Origin of the sequence: Blautia acetigignens, from assembly GCF_025566865.1 — a bacterium.
In the GTDB taxonomy this organism is placed as follows: Bacteria; Bacillota; Clostridia; order Lachnospirales; family Lachnospiraceae; genus Blautia_A; species Blautia_A acetigignens.
This window is the reverse complement of the sequence record NZ_JAOQJM010000003.1, coordinates 69,346-92,113: the sequence shown is the minus strand read 5'-3', so window position 1 is coordinate 92,113 and position 22,768 is coordinate 69,346. Positions and strand designations below refer to the sequence as shown.

The 22,768-nt window shown below is 46.5% G+C and carries 20 protein-coding genes and 1 pseudogene; 6 read left to right on the top strand and 15 right to left on the bottom strand.

What is annotated here, in order from left to right; all coding sequences use genetic code 11:
• Positions 1-3 precede the first annotated feature (3 nt).
• A complete protein-coding gene (locus OCV70_RS05620) occupies positions 4-3,666 on the bottom strand; it encodes a YhgE/Pip domain-containing protein (protein WP_262579355.1) in 3,663 nt (1,220 codons plus the stop codon).
• A 194-nt stretch (positions 3,667-3,860) separates the two neighbouring features.
• Between OCV70_RS05620 and OCV70_RS05615 the strand changes: the two genes are divergently transcribed.
• The gene (locus tag OCV70_RS05615) at positions 3,861-4,526 is read left to right on the top strand and encodes a TetR/AcrR family transcriptional regulator (RefSeq protein ID WP_195587502.1); all 666 of its coding nucleotides are present in this window, start codon (positions 3,861-3,863) and stop codon (positions 4,524-4,526) included.
• Between the two features lie 79 nt (positions 4,527-4,605).
• On the opposite strand, the gene OCV70_RS05610 is transcribed toward OCV70_RS05615, so the two are convergent.
• Positions 4,606-6,756, bottom strand: coding sequence for an ATP-dependent helicase (locus OCV70_RS05610; protein WP_262579354.1), 2,151 nt, complete (start codon positions 6,754-6,756; stop codon positions 4,606-4,608).
• 233 nt (positions 6,757-6,989) lie between these two features.
• On the opposite strand from OCV70_RS05610, the gene OCV70_RS05605 reads away from it, so the two are divergent.
• Positions 6,990-7,763 carry a DUF6062 family protein gene (locus OCV70_RS05605; protein ID WP_186901623.1) on the top strand — a complete coding sequence of 258 codons (774 nt, stop codon included), beginning with the start codon at positions 6,990-6,992 and terminating at the stop codon, positions 7,761-7,763.
• Between the two features lie 115 nt (positions 7,764-7,878).
• On the opposite strand, the gene OCV70_RS05600 is transcribed toward OCV70_RS05605, so the two are convergent.
• From OCV70_RS05600 to OCV70_RS05565, 8 genes are all read right to left on the bottom strand, one after another.
• The gene (locus OCV70_RS05600; RefSeq protein WP_173766415.1) at positions 7,879-9,318 is read right to left on the bottom strand and encodes a TrkH family potassium uptake protein; all 1,440 of its coding nucleotides are present in this window, start codon (positions 9,316-9,318) and stop codon (positions 7,879-7,881) included.
• A gap of 12 nt (positions 9,319-9,330) precedes the next feature.
• The gene (gene trkA, locus OCV70_RS05595) at positions 9,331-10,689 is read right to left on the bottom strand and encodes a Trk system potassium transporter TrkA (protein WP_173766413.1); all 1,359 of its coding nucleotides are present in this window, start codon (positions 10,687-10,689) and stop codon (positions 9,331-9,333) included.
• Positions 10,690-10,871: 182 nt separating this feature from the next.
• Complete coding sequence (locus tag OCV70_RS05590) at positions 10,872-11,516, bottom strand: SGNH/GDSL hydrolase family protein (protein ID WP_195587505.1); 645 nt, start codon at positions 11,514-11,516, stop codon at positions 10,872-10,874.
• Positions 11,517-11,520: 4 nt separating this feature from the next.
• Complete coding sequence (locus OCV70_RS05585; protein WP_021924333.1) at positions 11,521-12,438, bottom strand: dihydrodipicolinate synthase family protein; 918 nt, start codon at positions 12,436-12,438, stop codon at positions 11,521-11,523.
• Between the two features lie 19 nt (positions 12,439-12,457).
• Complete coding sequence (locus tag OCV70_RS05580; RefSeq protein WP_195587506.1) at positions 12,458-13,159, bottom strand: N-acetylmannosamine-6-phosphate 2-epimerase; 702 nt, start codon at positions 13,157-13,159, stop codon at positions 12,458-12,460.
• Positions 13,160-13,184: 25 nt separating this feature from the next.
• Positions 13,185-14,090 carry a carbohydrate ABC transporter permease gene (locus tag OCV70_RS05575; protein WP_021924335.1) on the bottom strand — a complete coding sequence of 302 codons (906 nt, stop codon included), beginning with the start codon at positions 14,088-14,090 and terminating at the stop codon, positions 13,185-13,187.
• Positions 14,091-14,107: 17 nt separating this feature from the next.
• Complete coding sequence (locus OCV70_RS05570; RefSeq protein ID WP_117851731.1) at positions 14,108-14,986, bottom strand: carbohydrate ABC transporter permease; 879 nt, start codon at positions 14,984-14,986, stop codon at positions 14,108-14,110.
• 131 nt (positions 14,987-15,117) lie between these two features.
• The gene (locus OCV70_RS05565; RefSeq protein WP_021924337.1) at positions 15,118-16,386 is read right to left on the bottom strand and encodes an extracellular solute-binding protein; all 1,269 of its coding nucleotides are present in this window, start codon (positions 16,384-16,386) and stop codon (positions 15,118-15,120) included.
• 482 nt (positions 16,387-16,868) lie between these two features.
• Here OCV70_RS05565 and OCV70_RS05560 point away from each other — a divergent pair, with 482 nt between their 5' ends.
• Together OCV70_RS05560 and OCV70_RS05555 are read left to right on the top strand one after the other, a co-directional pair.
• Positions 16,869-17,753, top strand: a complete 885-nt coding sequence (locus tag OCV70_RS05560) for an ROK family protein (RefSeq protein WP_195587507.1) — start codon at positions 16,869-16,871, stop codon at positions 17,751-17,753.
• A 21-nt stretch (positions 17,754-17,774) separates the two neighbouring features.
• A complete protein-coding gene (locus tag OCV70_RS05555; protein WP_173766409.1) occupies positions 17,775-18,632 on the top strand; it encodes a MurR/RpiR family transcriptional regulator in 858 nt (285 codons plus the stop codon).
• Between the two features lie 94 nt (positions 18,633-18,726).
• Here OCV70_RS05555 and OCV70_RS05550 read toward each other — a convergent pair whose 3' ends face one another.
• From OCV70_RS05550 to OCV70_RS05535, 4 genes are all read right to left on the bottom strand, one after another.
• On the bottom strand, positions 18,727-19,359 hold the full coding sequence (locus OCV70_RS05550) for a manganese catalase family protein (RefSeq protein ID WP_021924340.1): 633 nt from the start codon (positions 19,357-19,359) through the stop codon (positions 18,727-18,729).
• 6 nt (positions 19,360-19,365) lie between these two features.
• Positions 19,366-19,641 carry a spore coat protein CotJB gene (locus tag OCV70_RS05545; RefSeq protein ID WP_021924341.1) on the bottom strand — a complete coding sequence of 92 codons (276 nt, stop codon included), beginning with the start codon at positions 19,639-19,641 and terminating at the stop codon, positions 19,366-19,368.
• Positions 19,638-19,913 carry a spore coat associated protein CotJA gene (locus tag OCV70_RS05540; RefSeq protein WP_173766407.1) on the bottom strand — a complete coding sequence of 92 codons (276 nt, stop codon included), beginning with the start codon at positions 19,911-19,913 and terminating at the stop codon, positions 19,638-19,640. Before OCV70_RS05540 ends, OCV70_RS05545 begins: the two co-directional genes overlap by 4 nt.
• 65 nt (positions 19,914-19,978) lie before the next feature.
• Entirely contained in the window at positions 19,979-20,629 is a 651-nt protein-coding gene (locus OCV70_RS05535; RefSeq protein ID WP_021924343.1) for a restriction endonuclease, read from the bottom strand.
• A 447-nt stretch (positions 20,630-21,076) separates the two neighbouring features.
• On the opposite strand from OCV70_RS05535, the pseudogene OCV70_RS19650 reads away from it, so the two are divergent.
• Positions 21,077-21,247: pseudogene (locus tag OCV70_RS19650) on the top strand (type II toxin-antitoxin system RelE family toxin); the annotation flags it as partial.
• 4 nt (positions 21,248-21,251) lie between these two features.
• A complete protein-coding gene (locus OCV70_RS05530) occupies positions 21,252-21,479 on the top strand; it encodes a hypothetical protein (RefSeq protein ID WP_021924344.1) in 228 nt (75 codons plus the stop codon).
• Positions 21,480-21,865: 386 nt separating this feature from the next.
• On the opposite strand, the gene OCV70_RS05525 is transcribed toward OCV70_RS05530, so the two are convergent.
• Positions 21,866-22,768, bottom strand: coding sequence for a radical SAM protein (locus tag OCV70_RS05525; RefSeq protein ID WP_021924345.1), 903 nt, complete (start codon positions 22,766-22,768; stop codon positions 21,866-21,868).

The window sequence follows — 22,768 nt, the reverse complement described above, 5'->3', positions numbered from 1 at the left end:
GGATCAGTCTTCGCTGCCGTCATCAAAGCCTTCTGTCTCGATAATGAACTTCACGTTTCCGCTCATGGAATCATCAAGACCTGTGAAGGATGTGTAAGCTGCGTCGTCAGACTGAAGTGCTTCCAGACGATCCAGTACGCTCTGGAAATCATCTTCCATGGTATCTTTCAGTTTCTTGATACCTTCATCGTAGAATTCCTTCTCGCCGTCTTTCAGTTCTTCTGCTCCGTCTTTCAGATCCTTAGCTCCGTCATTCAGTTCCTTAGCTCCATCTTTCAGATCCTTGGCTCCGTCTTTCAGATCCTTAGCTCCGCTCTTCAGATCACTTGCTCCGCTGTCCAGAGTCTTAGCTCCGCTCTTTAAGGAGCTTGTTCCACTCTTCAGAGTCTTGGCACCGTCATTCAGTTCCTTCGCACCGCTCTTTAAGGAGCTTGTTCCGTCTTTCAGAGTGTTTGCTCCGCTTGCAAGATCACTGGTTCCGTTCTTCAGATCACGCATTCCGTTGTTTACGCTGTTTGCTCCGCTTCTTAACTGAGATGCTCCATCTCTAAGATCAGCAGCTCCGCTCTTCAGCTGTGCAATACCAGCTTTCACCTGACCGCTTGCTGCTACCAGAGTACCAGCTCCGCTTACCAGATCACTAGTTCCTGCTGTAAGCTGTGCTGCCCCGCTGTTCAAAGAAGCGCTGTTGGAAGTCAGCTGATTTGCTCCGCTTCTAAGCGCTACGCTGTTTGCTGCAATTGTGCCAACGCCTGTTACCAGCTGGCCGGTTGCCTGGCTGATAGAAGAAAGTCCGCTGTCAAGGCTGCTCTTTGCACTCTTAAGAGTGGTTGCTCCGTCGAGAAGGGCATTTGCGTTTGCATTGTCCTTACCCTGAAGTGCGGTGATTCCGTTTGTAATAGTGTCTTTATTCTTAAGAAGTTCATCAGCACCTGCTGTCAACTGCTCTGCTGCACCAGTTTCTGTCAGCTGCTTGTAGCCAGCCTGAAGCTGCTCGTTTCCTGCGGAAATCTGTTTGGAACCTTCTACCAGCTTGTTTACATCATCTGTCATGGTGGAGATATCTCCAAGTCCTGCTACAAGGCTGCTTACTGCTGTCAGGCTCTCTCTAACCTGTGTACCGCCTTTTTTCAGCTGTGCTGCACCTGTTACAAGCTGACTGTTGCCTGCTTCTTTCAGCTGTGCAAGACCGCTGTTTAAGTTAGATACGCCAGTGCTTAAGGTAGATGCACCAGAAGCTGCGCTGCTTGCGCCGTCTGCTACGGAGGATGCACCGGAAATTAATTTGTCTGTCTCACCTTCCAGAGTGCTTACGGAATACTCACCTGCAGAAGTAACTTTTCCAGCTGTATCATACAAACCGCTTGCAAGCGCATTTAATGTGGCCTTAATATCATCTCCATTTGTTTCAGCTGTTACAGATACCTGTGACTGTGCTTCGATATTGCTCAGTTCGCCCTGTGCTGCGGATGCATTGTCTGCACTGCTGTATAATTGTCCTAATGCACTATTGATCAGTGCCGCTGTATTCTCATCCAGGGCAGAAGTATCAATGCTTTCCAAACTTGCAATTGCACTGCCTACAGAACTAGAAACTGCACTGATTTCACCGGATGCAGTACTTGTGGATACACCGGCTGACTGTGCTTCAACACTTGTCTGGATGTTTGCTGCTGCAGCACTAATTTGGTCTGCATAACTATTCATTGCTTCAGATGCAGTGCTGCTAATCTGCTTGATTGCGTCAGAGGTTCCTGTTTTCAGGCTTCCAAGTCCGTCTCTTACCTGAGCTGCACCAGTTGCAACTGCTGCGGTTCCATCTGCAAGACTCTTAGCTCCGTCTGCCACGCTCTGTGCTCCGTCTGCTGCCTCGCCAACCTTTGCCACATACTGTGTAGCTCCATCTGCAAGCTTATCTGCTCCGTCTACATAAGTATTCAGGCTTGCTACCATCTGATCCGGCTGAGCCTTCTCTACATTTACGGCTACCTCTGCCAGCTGAGTTGCTGCCTTGCTGATTCCGGCTGCTGCCTCATCGATTCCAGGTGCCAGCTGTCCAACGCCCTCTACAAGAGCTGTGGTTCCTTCCACATAAGCCTTGGTTCCCTCAGCCAGTGTGCTTGCGCCTGTTACATAAGTACTTACGCCATCGGTAAGCTGAGTTGCACCGTTTACATAAGAGGTAACACCATCTGCCAGCTGATTTCCACCAGCTACGTACTGATTCACACCATCGGTAAGCTGCTGCATTCCTTTGTTATACTCTGTAAGATTGGAGTTTACAGTATCTACACCTGCTGTATAGCTCTGAACACCATCTGCCAGGGAAGCAACACCGCTTGTGTACTGCTGCACACCGCTCTGCAGGGATTTCGCACCGCTGTTTAACTGGGAAGCACCGCTCTTGGCACTTGCAACACCTGCGTCAAACTCATTGTAGCTGGATGCCAGTGTGCTTGTTCCGCCGTACAGGGTTCTGGTTCCATCATAAAGATTCTTGGTTCCGCTGTACAGGGAATTGGTTCCGGAATAAAGCTGTCCAGCACCTGTATTTAAGGTCTTGGCTCCGTCTGCCAACTCAGCGGCTCCATCATCCAGATCCTTGCTTCCATCATAAAGGGTCTTGGTTCCGTTTGCCAGATCTCTGGCTCCGTCGTCCAGTTCCTTACTTCCATCGTAAAGCTCTTTGGTTCCGTCTTTCAGATCTTTGGTTCCGTCATAGAGATCCTTGGTTCCATCATAAAGAGTCTTGGTTCCATCGTAGAGATCCTTGGTTCCATCATAGAGATCCTTGGTTCCATCGAAAAGATCTTTAGAACCGTCTACCAGCTTCACTGCTGCATCATCCAGCTCATCCAGGGAATCCTGAAGATCATCCAGATCCTCGGAGTTCTCAAGATCCAGGCTGCTGAGAAGGTCTGTCACTGCCATGGTGAAGGTATTTCCCATGGTGCAGTCTGTTACGTCAGCTTCCATTGTGAAACCTTCCGGAATATCAATCTTATCAGAAAGATCATCGTTCAGATCCAGGCTGTCCTTCAGGCCAGGAACTGCAACTCCAACAACCATTTCCTTGTCGCCGTCAGAAATGACTTTACCATTATCAATGGTGACATTGGAGAAGTTGTCGGAAGAAAGGATCATTCCTGTTACCATAACAAATGGAGAATAAACTTCTACGTTCTTGTTATCTACCTTTACGGTCTTCTTGGATTTGTTGGTGTAGGAAACCTCCATACGAAGATGTCCGCTCTTGCCTGCGAGCTCATCCGGTGTGATTTCCTGATCGTCCAGGTAATATTTGATCTTCATATCAACAGGAAGTTCTTTATTGGAAGTTCCCTGATAATAAATATCACTGCTGTCTGTATTCCAGGTCACGTTCTCGCCGTCCTGGGTAAAGGTCTCATCACCCTTTACATTCTTAATTCCTTCCAGGTCAGATACATCGGATACATCTCCGTCTGCTGATCCGGAATTCTTCAGCCAGTCAGATACGGTAATATCTTTCACTTCACCTTCTGCTGTGGCATTTACGTATACGGTTTCTTCCTTGGAAACTGCATTCTCTGTATCCTGTGTGGCTGCAAGGATCGGGGTAGTTCCAAGTGCGGCAGCCATTCCAGCAGCCATGGTAGCGTTCAGAATTTTTTTATTTCTATTCATCACAATACAACTCCTTATTAAAATCATCGGTTAGTCATCTCTTAGCCTATAGAAGTTATACAACAAAACTGACCAGTAGTCAATATCTGTTTTTTATCCAAATCTTTTCTGGTTTTGATATTGACTTTTGGTCATTTTTGTTTAAAATAAAAATGAATCCACCGTATAACCGTACACAATGAGGAGGAACAGGCATGGGAAAACTGGAGTTAAACAAAATGAGAAAGAAAAGTGCTCTGTACAACACAGCCTTCGAACTCTTTACCACTAAGGGCCTTGCGAAGACCACTATCTCTGATATCGTGGAAAATGCAGGCGTGGCAAAGGGAACCTTCTACCTTTATTTTAAAGATAAATATGACATTCGAAACAAGCTGATCTCACATAAAGCAGGGGAGCTTTTCTCCCAGGCACGGGATGCACTGGAGCAGGCACATGTTACCGACTTCACCGCACAGCTGCACTTTCTGGTTGACAATATTCTGGACAGGCTGGAGACAGAAAGCGATCTTCTTGGTTTCATTTCCAAGAATCTGTCCTGGGGTGTTTTTAAGGATGCCTTCCAGGAGCAGGCGGACGAGGATGATTTTCCTTTTTTCCAGGAGTATCTGAATCTTCTGGATCAGTCCGATGTACAGTATGACTCCCCGGAGCTGCTTCTTTTTACCATTATCGAACTGGTAAGCTCCACAAGCTACAGCTGTATTCTGCACTCCCAGCCCGTCTGTCTCGCTGAGTACAGGCCCTATCTTCATAAGACCATCGACTGTATTCTGCAGGCCTTTGCCCACACTGACGAGTCAGGGCTTTCCGCAGCGAATATGAATGTAATTTCCGATAAACATTTCGACCAGAATTAAAAAAGACATCCTGAACAAACGCAAAGCATTTTGCTTCACACTTGCCCAGGATGTCTTTTTTATTTAGGTATACTTTCTTTTACATTTTTTCCAGCTTCACCCGAAATGAGATAGTCCGGGGTGTTTCCATTCCGTCGAAAAGAATGGCGTAGGCACTTTTTTCTGTATCTACATCTACGATAGTTCCCGGGCCGAAAATCTTATGCAGGATTTTCTGGCCTATAGGGTAATGGGATGGGGCTTCGTCGGTGAGAAGGCAGCGACTGCTCAGTTCAATGTATTCCCGTGCCTCTTTGATCAGTCCTTCTTCTGGTTTCCGGTCGTATTCCAGAAGATTCTGGTCAATGTCCAGGATGAATCTGGAAGGATATCTTGGGGAGCCATCCAGATTTCGTCCTTTGGCTTCTGAAAGATACAGGCGCTTCTTCGCTCTGGTCATGGCTACAAATGCCAGCCTGCGCTCTTCTTCCATTCCTTCTCTTGTCTTAGTCTTTCTGGATGGGAAAATACCCTCATTCATACCGCATAGAAATACATAGGGAAATTCCAGTCCCTTGGAGGTGTGCACGGTCATCAGCTTCACCTTGTCATGCTCCGGCTGTGCGTCGCTGTTGGAAAAAAGGGCAACATGGGCCAGATAGTGTTCCATCATGGCTTCCTCCCCACAGGTGGTCTCGTACTCGTAAACAGACTGCTTCAGTTCTGCCAGATTGTCCAGTCTCTCCTGGTTCCCCTCTGTGCGCAGCATTCTCTCATACCCGGACAGATCCAGAGCAGCAGAAAGGATCTCTGATACCGGGCGATCCTGATAATTAGCTGCAAAGCTTTCAATCAGCTGGACAAATTCCCCAGCTTTGGTTCCCTTGAAAATATCCTGGTCCAGATTCCGGCAAAGCGCTTCATACAGGCTGCAGGAATTCTCTCCGGCATACTCCTGAATAAACTTCATACGCCGTTCTCCCAAATTTCTCTTTGGAACATTAGCAATCCTCAGAAACGACAGATCATCCCTGTAGGCAATCATCCTCAGATAGCTAAGAGCATCTTTGATCTCCATGCGTCCGAAAAACTGTACTCCGCTGTAAATGGTATAGGGAATTTCTTCCTTGAGAAATACCTGCTCGATGCTTCTGGTCAGGTAATGAGCCCGGTATAATATGGTAATATCTTTGTAAGGAACCCCTTTTTCCTTTAGTATTTTAATCTGTTCTGCCATCCACAGAGCCTCTTTTTCCTGGTTCTCCCCGTGACAGCAGAGCACGGAGCCGCCTGAGGGCAGTGTGGGAATCAGATTCTTTTTCATGCGGAGAAGATTCTTGCTGATCAGGGAGTTAGCTGCCCGCAGAATCTCAGGTGTGGAACGGTAATTTTCCATCATCATAATGGTCTGTACATCTGGAAAATTCCGGTGAAAATCCAGAAGATACTTCACATTGGCGCCGCGCCAGGTGTAAATGGTCTGGTCCGGGTCTCCCACAATAAACAGGTTTTTGTGATAGCCGCACAGAACACACATCAGGCGGTACTGCAGGTCATCAATGTCCTGAAACTCATCGATCATAATGTATTCCAAGCGTTTCTGCCATTTTTGTTTGATTTCTTCGTTATTTTCAAAAATATATAAGGTAAATTTGATAAGATCGTTATAATCCAGGCCGAAGCATTTCTTCTCCTGGTACAGATAGCCGTAAAAAATAATTTCCGATGTCTCTGTGGCCTGCATATATTTCTCATAAATCTGATCAATGGACATGGTGATCATATCCTGATAATACTCTGGCTCCTTATAAAGCTTGCGAATCTCGACCATGTCTCTGGCACTGGAAAAAGTCATATTCCGAAGGGTCAGGCCACGCTCCTCATAGATGATCTTCAGCATGGAATCAATGTCGGAGTTGTCAAGTACCAGAAAGCTCTTGGGATACTGGACTGCGTAGCTCTCCTCCTGCAGGACGGATACGCAGAAGCCGTGGAAGGTATTGATATATCCAGTGTCATTGTCTCCGGTAAGATTGTGGATTCTCTGGCGCATCTCATTGGCAGATTTGTTGGTAAAGGTGACGCACAGAATGTTTCCAGGCAGAATTCCGATCTCATTTACCAGAAAGGCAAACCTGTGGGAAAGTGCCCTGGTTTTACCGGAACCCGCACCGGCGATGACACGTATATATCCTTCTGTAGCGGTTACTGCCTCTGTCTGTGATCGATTTAATCTGTCCAGAATATCCATTTTCGTTCCTCCATGATGTGAGATTGCGTCCTTAAACTGTAAATGTTCTTTTAGTATACCATTCCATAGCATCATATGCAACCATACGTTCGGTTTTATATTTAAATTCTTGCTTTACAAACAGCTGGATTTACCATACTATGGTTATAACAGACTGCCAGAGCTGAAGTCTTTCCTGCTGCTCTGGCGGCACAAAATTTTCGGATTATCATAAACTTAAGGAGAACCCTCACATGAAAGAAAAATTATACACCATTCCCTTAATGGACGCCTTCAAGGCGGATGACGAATGCCCCTTCTGCTTTGTGGAGCGGCAGCTGGAGCAGCACACTATGGACTTTGTTCTCGGGGCCGGAGCCTCTTATATGGAAGATGATGTACGTGCGGAAACAGATAAAATGGGATTTTGCCGCACCCACTACAAAAAGATGTACGACTATGGCAACCGTCTTGGCACCGGTCTGATCCTGAAGACCCATTTCCAGTACAAAACCAAGGAACTCCATGAGCAGATCAAAATGTTTGCCCCATCCAAGGCTTCTGTTTTTTCCCGTTTCAAAAAAGGAATTGCAGACACAGGCTCTGCAAAGACTTCCCTTGGTGCCTGGGCAAAGGCACAGGAAGAAAGCTGTTATATCTGTAATTTTTACAAAGATACATACGCCCGTTATCTGGACACCTTCTTCGACCTTTTTAAGAAAAATCCGGAATTTCTGCCTCTTTTCAAAAACTGCAAGGGCTTTTGCATTCCTCATTTCGGGGATCTTGTGGAGACTGCGGAAACCGCTTTGTCTGACAAAGAAAAGAAAGCCTTCTACGACATTCTGTTCCCTATGATGGAGCAGAACATGCAGAGACTTTCCGACGATCTGGACTGGTTCTGTGACAAATTCGACTACCGCAACAAGGACGCCGACTGGCGTACCTCCAAGGATGCTCTCCCCCGCGGCATGCAGAAAGCAGCAGGCGGTTACCCGGCAGACGAACCGTATACTATGGACAAATAAAAAGCAAACCGCAGGCTGTACTGAAATTATCTGCACAGCCTGCGGCATTTTTACTACACAAAACATGTTTTCAATCAGCAACGCTATCATATTATGAATAGCAGCAGCTTTTCATTTAAAACTTTCTCCAGGTATCCCTCTTAAATAAAAGCAGCAGCGGGAACACCTCAAGTCTTCCAGCCAGCATATCAAAGATCATCACCAGCTTGGAAATATAAGAATAGCATCCAAAGTTTCCGGTAGGTCCTACCGCCCCAAGTCCCGGTCCAATATTATTCAAGGTAGCTGTGATCGCCGTAAAGTTGGAAATCATGTCCAGATTATCCAGACTGATCACCAAAAGGGATGTCACAAAAATCATAATATACACAAACAGGAACATATTGGTAGCTCTTACCACTTCGTGAGGAATGGCCTTCTCGTCCATCTTGATCTTCTTCACTGCATTGGGATGCAGGTAAAGCTGCAGCTCCTTGCGTGCGGATTTGCAGAGGATCAGAAGACGGGAAACCTTAATACCGCCGCCTGTACTTCCTGCGCAGGCTCCCACAAACATTAGGATCACAAGTATGGTCTTGGAAAATACCGGCCACACGTTAAAATCCGTAGTGGCATATCCGGTTGTGGTAATAATGGAACCAACCTGGAAGGCTGCCTGCTGGAACGCCCTGCCGAAGCTGGTAAACATGTCTCTTGTGTTAACGGCAATGGCCACAATGGCCAGGCCAATAATCCCAAGATAATAGCGAACCTCCTCATTCTTGGCTGCCTGCATTACTTTCTTGGAAAGAAGAAGGTAATAGGCATTAAAGTTCACTCCAAAAAGGATCATAAACACGGTAATGACAATCTGATTGTAGGTACTGTAGCTGGCAATACTGTCGTTCTTAATACCAAAGCCTCCGGTACCTGCTGTACCAAAGCTCAGGCACAGTGTATCGAACAGCGGCATGCCTCCAAGAAGCAGGAAGACCATCTCCACAACTGTCATCAAAATATAAATGGTATAAAGAATCTTGGCTGTGGACTGAACCTTGGGAACCAGCTTGCTTACAGAAGGTCCCGGGCTCTCTGCTTTCATCAGGTTCATGTGGTAGCCTCCGGTCAGAGGCAGAAGGCAAAGGATAAACACCAGCACTCCCATACCCCCGATCCAGTGGGTAAAGCTTCTCCACAGCAGGATACAGTGGGAAAGTGACTCCACATCGGAAAGAATGCTGGCTCCTGTTGTAGTAAAACCGGAAACGGTCTCAAACAAAGCATCCACCGGATGAGGAATGCTTCCTGAAATCACAAAAGGAAGCGCCCCTGCGATACTAAGTACCAGCCAGCTAAGAGCAACGGTAACCGCACCTTCCTTAGCATGGAAAACTTTATTCTTACGCTTTGTCCTGATAAGGGGAATTCCGATTGCCAGGCAGATGATCATGGTGACCAGAAATGCCAGCCCGTCCTTCTCCCGGTAAATAATCGCGGTAATTCCAGGCAGGAGCATAAAAGCTGCCTCGAAATTAAAGATCCAGCCAAGAATGTAAGATATCATGGAATAATTCATGTCCAGACTCCTTTACTTCGCAAGAATGTCATTGATGTCACGAAGACCTCTGTTGGTGGTAACAATTACTACGCTGTCACCGATTTCCAGGGTATCGTGGCCTCGTGGAATACGGACAGTACCATCTCTGTAAAGGCAGCCAACCAGAAGATTCTTCTTCAGGTTCAGTTCCTGCAGAGTCTTGCCCACAATAGGAGAATGATCGCTGATCTTAAACTCCAGGGCTTCTGCCTTGCCATCCAGAATGTGGTACAGGGTCTCCACATTGCTTCCGATGGAGTTCTGGGTTGCTCTCACATACTGCAGAATGTAATCTGCCGTAATATACTTCGGATAAATGACGCTTCCAATATCCAGGCTGTCAATGATGTCGTCATAGGCCAGACGATTTACCTTCGCTACCAGCTTGGCATTTGAAATGGTTTTTGCAAAAAGGGACAGGAAAACGTTCTCCTCGTCCATATTGGTCAAGGTAACAAAGGACTCTGCACTTCCAAGGCCCTCTTCCAGAAGAAGGGATCTGTCTGTACCATCTCCGTTGATAATGGTGGCATCCACCAGCTCCTCGCTTAAGAACTCACAGCGGTTCTTATCCTTCTCAATTACCTTCACCTTGATCTTCATGGCAAGCAATGCCTTGGTAAGATAATAGGAAATGGTTCCACCGCCTACGATAATGGCATTCTTTACCTGATGGGTCTTAAGCCCGATCTTCTTGAAAAATGCCGCTGCATTCTGCGGTGTGGCAAGAATGGACACCATATCTCCGTTGCGGATGGTATTGGTACCGCCTGGAATGGTGGTAAAATCTTTTCCCTCAATGGCGCAGAAAAGAACGTCACAGCGGAAGTGCTCTGTGATCTCCTGGATACTCTTTCCATCCAGATTGAACTCCGGCATTACCTTGAATTTCAGAAGCTCTACCTTGCCTCTTGCAAAAGTATCGATCTTGATCGCAGAGGGAAAACGCAGCAGTCTGGAAATCTCCTGTGCTGCAGCCAGCTCCGGATTGATGATCATGGTCACGCCAAGGCGCTCCTTGATAAAGCCGATCTCCTTGCTGTAAATCGGATTGCGCACACGGGCAATGGTATGGCAGTGCCCTGTTTTCTGAGCAATCAGGCAGCACAGAAGATTCATCTCATCTGACACCGTAACTGCGATGAGAATATCCGCAGTCTCGATTCCGGCTTCCATCAGGGTATTGATGCTGGCGCCGTTTCCTACAACACCCATGGCATCTACTTCATCTATAATCTCATTAATGGTATCTGCATTGATATCAATCAGGGTTATGTCTGTATCTTCTTCCTGTAATTGCTCTGCAAGGGTACGTCCTACTTTTCCGCACCCAACAATTATAATTTGCATAGTTCCTCCAAATGTATAAAATACTTCATATAAACAGTGCTATTATAGCACTCCTGTATGTTTTTGGAAATAGTCTTTTTCTTACAGTAAATAACGTCATAATTATGGGAAATCCCGGCACAATTTTAGGTGCCGGGATCTCCCTTTTAGAATATGTTATTTTATTTTTTCTATACTGTTTTTCAGATGATTTCTTTGATTTTCGCAGTGAGGGCATCTGCAAGCTGTCTGTGGCCTTCTGCGGTCAGGTGCATGAAATCAATGTGATTCGGGGATGCGCTGATCACCTCATTGGCATCCAGGTAATGGCACCCTGTAAGCTCTGCAACTGCCTTGTACTGCTCTCCAAGGCCTCTTGACTTCTCGGCACAGCCTGCTCCCATGGTTGTGCGCACTGCCGAATGCTCATACTCATCCCCGATATTCTGAGGAGTTACCACCAGAATCTGGGGCTTTTTGTCACGCCAGCAGTCGGTCACGGAAACAGCCTTCTGTACCAGTCTTTTCAGCCCAAGGCCGATGCAGGCTGCAGACGCGCCAAAGCGCTCCTTGGTATCGTTGGTTCCCAGCATGATCACCAGAAGATCTACAGGCTCATGGCTCATCAGACAGGGGTAAATATAATCCAGTCCTGAAAGCCCTTCAAATAAGGGATCGTTAAAACAGGTCGTTCTGCCGCTTAAGCCTTCCTCAAGCACCAGATAATCCTCTCCCAGATTTTTCTGAAGAAAGCAGGTCCATCTCTCGTTTTCGTCAAATCTGCCGTCATTCATGGCACAGTAGCCATGGGTATTGGAATCTCCAAAGCATACAATATGTTTCTTCATGCTGTTACCACTCCTTTGTATCCTCTACTGCCTTTCGGATATCATGATAAAGCTCCACAAGCTTCGGATCATCTGTTGCAACCGGAAGGAACGGAAGTCTTGGGTCACCCATCGGGCAGCCGTCCAATGTAATGATTCCCTTCACAGCACCATGCATAGACGGGAAACTGCACAGACGGTAGATCAGAGGCGTTACGATTTCCTGAAGCTGCGCTGCCTTTTCCCATTCGTGGCGATGAATCAGCTCATCCATTTTCAAGTAAAGCTCCGGCATTGCGCCGTAGGTTCCGCCGATTCCGGCATCTGCGCCAAGAAGGCGTCCTGCTACGAACTGCTCGTCCGGACCGTTAAATACGATGAAATCCTTTCCGCCAGCGTGCTTGAATCTTAAAATATCCTGAGCCGGATCTGAAGAGCACTTCACACCTGCAACTCTTTCATTTTCCAGCATTCTGTTAAACAGATTCATAGAAAGATTAAATCCGGTGAGTTGAGGAATGTTATAAATAAAGAACGGAAGGTCTGCTGCTTCTGTGATCTTGGTCCAGTGCTGGTAAACGCTCTCCTCGCTTGGACGGTAGTATACACATGGAACTGCTGAGGTGGCAGCTGCGCCGATTTTCTCGGCATGGGCAGCCAGAATGCAGGAGTGTCTGGTATCCGGGCAGCCTACGTGAACAATAATGTTCATGTCTTTTCCCACTTCATTGACTACGGTCTCTGCGACCAGCATTCTCTCCTCAGTGTCCAGAAGGAAGCCCTCTCCTGTGCTGCCGCACACATACATCTGCTTGATTCCCTTGTCACGGAAATATCTGCACACTGCTTTTATGGCATCTATGTCCACGCTGCCGTCTTTTTTAAAAGGTGTGTTTAATGCAACTGTTACGTTTCTGAATTTGCTCACATCATACTTTGACATAATCCATCCTCTCTTTCTCTTAGCCCCTGTTTTCTACTGCCTTGATAAAGCGTGTGGCGATCTCAAGGGGTCTTGTGATCGCGCCGCCTACTACCACTGCAAATGCGCCTGCTTCCAGCATCTTCACTGCTTCTTCCGGAGAGTGCACACGGCCTTCCCCAATCACCGGAATGTCCACAGTCTGGGAAAGCTTTGTTACAAGCTCATAATCCGGTCCGTCTAACTTCGGGGAATGGCTGGTGTAGCCGCTCATGGTAGTGCCCACAATGTCCATGCCCAGCTTCCATGCACGCACGCCTTCCTCGTATGTGGAAATATCTGCCATCAAAATAGCATCCGGATATTTGGTTCTTACTTCTGTGATAAACTGATCCACTGTCTTGCCGTCACCGCGCTTCATGTCTGTGCAGTCCAGCGCAATCACATCGGAACCAGCCTCCACCAGCTCATCTACCTCCTTCATGGTAGGGGTGATATAGCTTTCAAATCCCGGATATTTGATCTTGATCAGTCCGATTACCGGAAGCCCGGTCTCTTCCTTGATGGCGATCACATCCCGGATGCTGCTTGTGCGGATTGCAGGGGTTCCCGCCTGTTTGGCTGCTCTTGCCATGAGATACATAATGGATTTCTCTTCCACATAAAGAGGTTCTCCCGGCACAGCCTGGCAGGATACGATTACTTTGCCTTTGATGCTGTCAAAAAATTCCTGTTTTGTCATAAGTGATTCTCCCTTCTGCTGCTTATCAGCCTTTTACAGCGCCCATTGTAATTCCTTTGGTAAAGTATTTCTGGAAAATAAGGAATACGACGATGATCGGAACTGCTGCAAGAGCTGCACCAGCCATAATAAGACCAAAGTCTGTCGCATTCTCAGCCTGAAGCTTGGCAATACCAAGAGAAATAGTAAGGTTGCTGGTACTGCTCAGCATGATCAGCTGCATAAAATAGTCGTTCCATGAATTAATGAATGTGAAAATCGCAAGTGCTCCAACCCCTGGCTTGATCATAGGGTAAGCGATGGCGGTGAATGTTTTCCACTCGTTAGCACCGTCGATCTTGGCTGCCTCCATCATTTCCCCTGGGATTCCCTCGCCAAACTGCTTGATCAGGAAAACGCCGAAGGGCCATCCGACAATGGGCAGGATTACTGCCCAAATCGTGTTATACAGATGAAGGGATGACATTTCACGAAGCAAGGGGATTAAGATAACCTGTTTCGGAAGTGCCATGGCACATACGATCAGGGTAAATACAACGGAACGTCCGATAAAACGTTTCTTTGCCAGCGCATATCCGGCCATAGCTGCAGTAAAGCAGGTAAGAAGCATGGATACCACTGCCATGAAAATAGTGTTCAGAAGCCAGCGGATAGCTGCCGGAACTACCGGGCCTGCAAAGGATTTGCCAGTAAAAGGAATTCCGATTTCCCATAACGGTGCGGTCTGTCTGCTGAAAAGCTTCTGATAGTTGGCGGAAACCCATTCCTGGGGCCACCACTGAGGGGTTGGTGCATTGATCGCCATACTGGTTTTGAAGGATCCTGTGATGATCCAGTACAGAGGAAATGCAAATCCGATTGCAAGCAGGGTGATCACAATAACGGAAAATACGCGGTAAACCTTGGAGCCTGTATTGCTTTTCTTTTTCATTTGCTTCTCCTCCTTTCTCAGTCTGACTGTGCAACCTTAAACTGAATACCGGACAGGATGGCAATTGCAATGGCAAGGACTACGCCCATTGCATTTCCATATCCATAGCGGTACAGCTTAAATGCGGTGTGGTAAATGTAGTACATAATGGTATCTGTGCTGTGGTTCGGACCGCCGCTTGTAAGAAGCTGGATCAGAGCGAAGCACTGGAAGCTGTTGATGGTAGTGATAACCAGAATGTAAAGTGTGGTTGGCTTGATCTGCTGCCATTTGATTTTCCAGAAGCACTGCAGCTTGGTGGCACCGTCTACTTCTGCTGCCTCCACAAGGCTCTGGTCTACGTTATTCAGAGCAGATACGTAAAGCACGATGGGCTGTCCCACGGAAGTCGTAAGAAGGATCAGGATGATACAGCCGAGGGCATATCTCTCATCTCCCAGCCAGTTAATGTTCTGGTCAATCAGGCCGGTTGCCTTGCCTACATAGTTAAAAATACCATAGTAATTATTGAACATCCATTTCCATACAACAGTAACGGCTACAGAACCGGTTACAACCGGAAGGTAGAAGATACAGCGGAAAATGGAGCATAATGGGCCGCTTAAGTTATGGATGACAGAGCTTACCCACAGGGAAAAAACACAGACTACCGGAACGGAAACCACTACGATAATGACCGTGTTCCGAAGAGCCCCAAGGAAAACCTTATCCTGAAACAGTTCTATGTAATTGCCAAAACCAATAAAAATATCCTCTCTGTTCATAGTGGAATCAAAGAAACTGGTAATCACGCACTGAACCATGGGATAGATGACAAATCCAAAGAAGAAAATTAAGCTTGGAAGCATAAATGCGTATCCCGCAATGGTCTCTCTTCTTACCAGCGCCTTTGACATACGGCTTTTGTTTGACACGTTGTCTCCTCCTTTTTTCAAAAAAACACCCTTCCCGCACGGAAAATACAGGAAGGGTGCGTGACTTTTAGTTGCAAAGTCTCTTTTTAGTTTTCATACTTAGATGATTCAGATTATTTAGCTGCTGCAGCGTTTGCTGTGGTTACGAATTCTTCTACAGCTTCTGTTACGTCTGCACCGGAACCGATCTGCTGAAGCATGTTCCACCATGCGGTACGAGCTTCTGCCCATCCGCCAACTACCTGATAGTAGTCGCCCATGTACTGGATAAATGTGGAGTACTCTGTCATCAGGTCATCGCCTTCGTAGATATTTCCAAGGTCTTTTACCGGCCAGTAGCTGGAAGCCTTAACGCTCTCTACTACCTGTGTCTCGTCGTTTGCCATGAAATCGATAAATGTCTTGGAAGCTTCAACCTTAGCTTCATCACCATTATCAAATACACCAAAGCCCCAGATACCGCCGCAAAGCTGTGGTTTGCCATCCTCTGCCGGGAATGCCATTGGAAGTACGTCAAAGCTTAAGTTCTCAGCATTATTCTTCTCCTGTGCAACATTCCAGCAGAATGCCATTGCAAGTGTACCGTTGCAGAAAAGATTGATTTCATCTCCGCCTGCGATAGAAGCATCAAAGTTGATTCCATCCATAGAGGAAAGAAGCTCAAGAGCTTTAATGTTCTCTTCGCTGTTAGCTGTGTATTCAGTATGCTCCGGATTCGTAAAGGTTCCGCCGAAAAGATTGTTTACAAGTGCTCTTGTACCCTGGTCACCGCCCTGTCCACTGCAGTAAACAGCACCAACATTCTCCTGACCGAAATCATAAACTGCCTTAACTGCCTTCTGGAAATCTTCTGCTGTCCAGGTACGTGTCTCTTCGTCAATATACTGAAGCGCACCAGCCTGCTCGAAAATGTCTTTATTGATTGCCATTGTATGGGCTGTCATACAAAGCGGATACTCATAAAATACGCCGTCGTTATTCTGGCACGCAGATTCTACTGAATCATAAATGGCTTCTTTCGCTTCGTCTGTCCACAGATCGGAAAGATCTGCCATAAGTCCTCTTGCGCCCCAGTTCGCAACCAGACGCTCCGGTCCTTCCAGAACGATATCAGGAGCCTGTCCGCCTTCGATAGCGGTATTGATCTGATCATCACCATTGGTGTAATCAAGGTACTCAACGGTTACGTTGATCTCTGGATGAGCTTCGTTAAAATTGGAAATCATCTGATCAACAACTGCTGAATCTCCCCAGCTTCCTACTGGATAAGTCCACAGTGTAATGTCTGTGGTATCTCCGCCTTCTGCCAGAACGCTCACTGCGTTTAAGGAAACTGCCATGCTAGCTGCAAGTGCAAGTGCCATAACTTTACGGAATTTCATAAATAAACCCTCTCTTTCTTACCTTACCTTCTTCATAAATATTTGATTGTTTTTGCTATTTAGTTTTTGCTATTTACTGAAAATCTTCCATTGATTCTCAGCCTGTCTCTTTGCCTTGGTGCAAGTCATGTTCCGCATCGGCCTTTTTCATAATGAAAAGGAAAGCCTACATGCCTTACACATCTGGTGCAAAATTTCGTCCCGGGTTTGTGAAATCTCGCTAATGATTATGGTTGTATCATACATTCTTTTGTGCTGTTTGTCAATATATTTTTAAAATAATTTTCATTTTATTTTTATTTTGAAAATATTTTGCATTTTTAAAGCAGCAAAGGTTGCAAATGAAAAAGCCTTTTGTTATAGTTATAATTAACATGAAACGGAAGATTTCCAGGAAGAAGGAGCTTTTTTCCCGGCATCCGGTCAGGAGGCAAGATGCATATCCTGGCTTTTAAAATAAAAAAGAAATGAGGAATTCGGTTATGAAAACCATGGTTCTTGACATTGGCGGAACCGCCATCAAATCTGCAGTTGCCGAAAACGGAGTTCTCAGTGATATCCGTGAGACCCCTACCCAGGCTTCTCTTGGAGGAGAGCATGTTATGGCACTTGCCAAAGAGATTATTGCTTCTTATAAAGAGCACTGGGATTTTGCCAGAATCGGGATCAGCACTGCAGGACAGGTGGACCCGGAAAAAGGCAGCATCATATACGCCAACCACAACATTCCCGGCTATACGGGAACTCCCATCAGAGCCATCATGGAAGAGGCATTCCATGTTCCTGTCTATGTGGAAAATGACGTAAACGCTGCTGCCATCGGGGAGGCACATTTTGGCGCAGGCAGGAGGGAACGTGATTTTGTCTGCCTGACTTACGGAACCGGAGTGGGCGGTGCTGTTTTTACTGACGGCAAATTGTACCATGGAAGCTCTTTTTCCGCTGGGGAACTTGGGGCGCTGATCGTCCATCCGGAGTTTCGCCGTCCTGAAGAAGATATGTACTCCGGCTGCTATGAGAAATATGCTTCCACCACTGCCCTGGTGGCACGGGCTATGGAATATGATCCTTCCATCACCAACGGCAAGCTTCTTTTTGCCCGTATTGAGGAAAAGGAGATTCAGCTGATTGTAGATCAGTGGATTCAGGAAATCGTATACGGCCTTGTTTCCATTATTCATCTGCTCAACCCTTCCTGTATCATTCTGGGAGGGGGCATTATGGAGCAGCCTTATATTCCGGCACAGATTGAGAAGCAGCTGATGCCGGCTATTATGCCAAGCTTTCGCGGGCTTACTATTAAGAAAGCTGAGCTTGGAAACCAGGCAGGAATGCTGGGCGCTTCTATCCTTGGCGATGAAGATTAAACTTACAAAGGAGGATTTGTTTTGGCGGGCAATATTTTAGAATCCATAACTGCACAGTATCATTCCCTGACCCGTTCCGGGAAAAAGCTGGCAGATTATATTTTTGCACATACAGGAGAAGCACAGTATTTCTCCATTTCCACGCTGGCGGAAAACAGCGGCGTCTCCGAAGCTTCCATTACCCGTTTCTGTCATGGGCTGGGGCTTGCGGGATACAATGATTTCAAACTGGCGCTGGCAAAAACAGACCATGTCACAGATATGGGGGAACTTTCTGATTCTCCCCAGGGAATTGCTTCCGAAGACAGTCTGAATACTATTTTCCAAAAGATCCACAAGGCCAGTGTTTTGTCCCTAAACGAAACCCTGGAACTTCTGGATGAGGACGCCATCAACAAAGCTGTGGATCTTCTGGTGCAGGCGGACCGGGTTTTTTGCTTTGGAAACGGCGGCAGCATGGTAATGGCTATGGAGGCGTGGGCACGTTTTTCCACAGCTACCTCACGTTTTGTCCATGTTTCGGACTCCCATATGCAGATTATGAACACCGCACTTGCCACTTCCCGGGATGTGCTCCTGGTATTCTCCTACTCCGGCTCCACCAAGGATATGGAGGATACCCTGCAGATTGCCAGGGAACATGGGGTTTCCATTATCCTGGTGACCCATTATCCCAATTCAAGGGCTGCCCAGTTTGCAGATGTGGTGCTTCTTTGCGGATACAATGAGGGACCTCTTCAGTCCGGCTCCATTCCGGCAAAGGTGGGGCAGCTTCTGCTGATTGACTGTCTGTTCTACGGTTTCTGCCGGAGAAATCCAGAAGCCAGCGCCGCAGCAAGGTCGGCTACGGCGGAGGCGGTTGCGCGGAAGATGTTGTAGGGAAATGAAATAAAAACAGCCGCTCCAGTGCAGTTCAATCAGCACCAGAGCGGCAAAAACTACATTTCTGCAGACAGAATTTTTTTATAAAAACTTATCTTGCTTCCGGCGCACAGCTTGCTTTGCATGGATTGTCAAAGCTTGGGTTAAATGCGTAGAAATTATTGGCATCCAACTGCTCCTGGATAGAGCGGAGAGCTTCACCGAAACGCTGGAAATGCACCACTTCTCTTGCCCGCAGGAAGCGAATGGGGTCAGCAACTTCCGGGATATTTCGTACTACTCGCAGGATATTGTCATAGGTGGAGCGTGCCTTTTGTTCCGCAGCAAGGTTTTCAAAAAGATCTGTGATCGGATCCCCTTTACTCTGGAACTCACATGCGTTAAATGGAACGCCTCCTGCAGCCTGGGGCCATACTCCGACTGTATGATCAATATAATATGGCCCAAGGCCGGAATTCTCAATTTCTTCCATCGTAAGATCCCGAGTCAGCTGGTGAACGATGGTGGAAACCATTTCCAAATGCGCCAGTTCCTCCGTACCGATATCATTCAGTACTGCCATAGAAGTTCTGTTCGGCATGGTAAAACGCTGGGAGAGGTAGCGCATGGATGCTCCAATCTCGCCGTCGGGGCCACCGTACTGACTCATGATGAACTGTGCCAATTTGGCGTTTGGCGTGGTGATGTTAACCGGATACTGCAGACGCTTTTCATAATTCCACATAAAAGATCACGCTCCTTCCCTTTCCCACGGGAATGGCTGCTGGGACCATTTCCATGAAGTTTCGCAGGTTTTGGATGCGGTGTCTACGGTCAGTGGGCCGTAGTCCTTCGCATACTCTGCCAGCAGCTGGTTACGCCTGTCTGAAACATCTTCAAAAAATGCCAGGGCTTTCTCATCGTCCGGGTGAGTATCCAGATAGAGAAGAATATCGTTGACAGCGAAGCTGACTTCATTGATCTGCTGAAGCAGGCAGCGACGCTTGGAGGTCTGATTTTTCATCATCTTCGAACACCTCGCTTTCCGCAGAATGGCTTGCACAGCTGTGGAAAAATAGTTCCTACAGAAAGGGCGTAGTCAAGGTCATAAGAAGAAGTAAAATTCTGGTATGGCACATAAGCCATAGCTGGAACCAGATGCTTCAGATGGTCATACATATTCTCCTGTGAACGGGAAGAACAGGGACAGTTGGGAGTACTGGAATTGGAAGGTTTCATCATTCCGCAGGTTCTATTATAAGGGCGGCAGCCCGAACGGTTCATCTGATAATTTTCCATGAACAGATCCTTTCAGACTTAGTCAATTCGTTCCCTTTATTTTATGTAGAACCCGTCGGAAATGTTTATGACTTGGGTTTCAGAAAATATACGTGGACAAAATAAATCAGTGCTGGAATCAGAAATACAAGATTGATTCCATTGACTGTAAAGCCAGAAAAAACAGGCGCTTTCAATGAAAAGCCAAGAAACAGGTACAAGGCGCCGCAAAGAGTGCTGGCTCCCCAGTTTCCAAATCCAAGCCAGCCAAGAATTCCTGCAAAGATCAGGCAGAATTCTCTGTAATACATAAGAAACTCTCGCTGGGAAAAGGGAAAGGCATTTCGAAGCAGGTAAAATCCCAGAATAATTTCCAGGATATTCATAATCCGCATCACCTCAAAAACCAGGCTGGTGCTTTTCAGAAGGGAGCAGTTTTCCCATAATTTCACATCTAATTTGTTGGCTGCGCTGATGGCCGCTTTGGTAAAGGTGCCGTTGGTCATAACAATGCAGCGGTCACAGTCGTAATATTTGCCACCGGCGTATACCTCCTGAACTGCCTTGTTTCCAACCGGATAGGAGTAGTATTTGCACTGGATCGCATACTTGGAAAAATGCTTGTAGGCGATGATGTCAACTCCCTGATCGCCGCTTTTCTTAGTGACTTCTACATGGTGAAAACCCTTTCTTCGCAGCATTTGTGCGCATCTGTGCTCATATTTATGTCCGTTCATCTGGTAAAATTCCTTTGTTTCGTGTATGTGTTTCGTGATTTTGTGCAAAAATATCTAAAATCGTTTCACTCTTTTTTCAAATGTATTTCACATTTTTGTCACATTTGTTTCGTATATTATTAAATGTAGAAAGCACCAAGTCTTTCTTAATTTAATATTTTTCTTTTTCATACGCGCCGGTGCGAAAGCACCGGCCTCCTTCCATTTCAGGAGAAATTTTCCACGTTTTTGATAAGATATTTCTATATTACTATATATCCATCAAAAAGTAAACGTTTGCTATCTCATTATTGTTTTAACAACCTTCTTGTTGCTTTGTATTGACATACCAGTATTTTTAAAATAGACTATTCTTACAGTAAATAAAAAGGTAAATCCAATAAGTGTTGGAAATATGACCCTCAATAACGACACAGAAATTACCCATTCTGTAGCACACTTGAGCGCTTAGTCACCGCTATTAGCAAGCTTCCCCAAGAGGGAGACATCAAAAAGTTGCAGGGAACTGACGGTTACCGTTTACGAGTTGGTGATTTTTGTGTAATATTTGATGTGAATGGAATTATTGTTGATATCATTGAAATTGGAAATCGCGGTCAGATTTATAAAGGAGTGTGATTTTATGTCTAACGTAAAAGAAAGAATTTTCGGTGCAGTCACTATTATGAGTGAGGAAGATGCAGTAAAAGTATGGAACTTAATCCAGGGAGCAGTTGCTTTAAGCAACGCAGAAGAAGTTGCTCCTTATCCAGATGAGCTTGCTGCAATAGCAGCTTACAAGGCTGGTGATCCAGACTATCAGCCTTCCATTTCCCAGGAAGATCTGATGAAAGAACTTGAAATTAACTAAATAAAAGAAAAACCGGCTCCTGCGCCAACAGGAACCGGCAAGCACATCCGAAGATGTACCTTGTTTTCAGCAAAAATATTGTATCATCTTCGGGGCAGCCATGCAAGCGGAACCTTCGTTCGCGCCGGCTGTATTTTTGCATCCATTTTTACATATTTATAAACGAAGGGATACTATGGCCGAACAAAACTCCGATGATCTGCGCATGGGAGTTCTCTATATCCGCGTAAGCCCCATGATCAGGATGAACTTTCCCCAGATGCACAGAGGCGTCTGCTCCTGGACTATGCTAAGAATAACAGAATCTTGCTGCTGCCAAATCTCAGGGACATCCTTACCTTGTGCCTGTGACACCTGGGCGGTTTTCTTATCTCATTAAATTCTTTTCATACCCCTTCATAATCAAACGCCGGAATAAAGCTCTCCTTGGCAGTTTCCCCGTCCTGGAAATAGCCGTTTTCGATACCAAGCGCAATCGCTCCGTCTAACACCTTCTCATATTCCCTTCTTGTCACCTTTCGGTTCAGTTCCTGGTATTTCTCCTGTTTGAAAACTGGCGTGTACTGGTTCATTACGCTGATAAAAATATCATTTCCGTAAGTCTCATGCAGTTCCTTCAGCACAGCCAGGGAATTTCTGGTATGTCCCGGCAGAATCAGGTGGCGGACAATGGTTCCCCTTCTGATATAGCCATCCTCCACGAACTGACAGGGGCCAGTCTGGCGAACCATCTCGGCAATGGCGGCACGGGCCTTCTGCGGATAATCCTCTGCATGGGAAAAAGCAGCGGCAAGCTTTTCATTCGCATATTTCATATCCGGCAGATAAACATCCACATATCCTTCCAGCAGCCGAAGGGTTTCCACATTTTCATATCCGCTGGAATTATACACTACCGGCAGCATCAATCCCTTTCTTCTGGCGATTTCCAGGGCGGAAATAATCTGCGGTACATAGTGAGCACCTGTCACCAGATTCAGATTCGCCGCCCCCTTTTGCTCCAGCTCCAGAAAAATATCTGCAAGCCGCTGCACCGTAATCTCTTTTCCGCTGTCCCCAATGGCAATATTCCGGTTCTGACAAAAGCAGCAGCGCAGTCCGCAGCCTGAAAAAAATACAGCTCCGGAGCCTTTTTTACCGGAAATACAGGGCTCCTCCCACATATGAAGAGCGGCACGGGCAGCTCTTATTCTACTGTCCATGCCGCAATAGCCGCGCATTCCTTCCAAACGGTTCACTTTGCATTCCCGAGGACACAAGGTACAATTCTCTAATAATTTCTCATACAT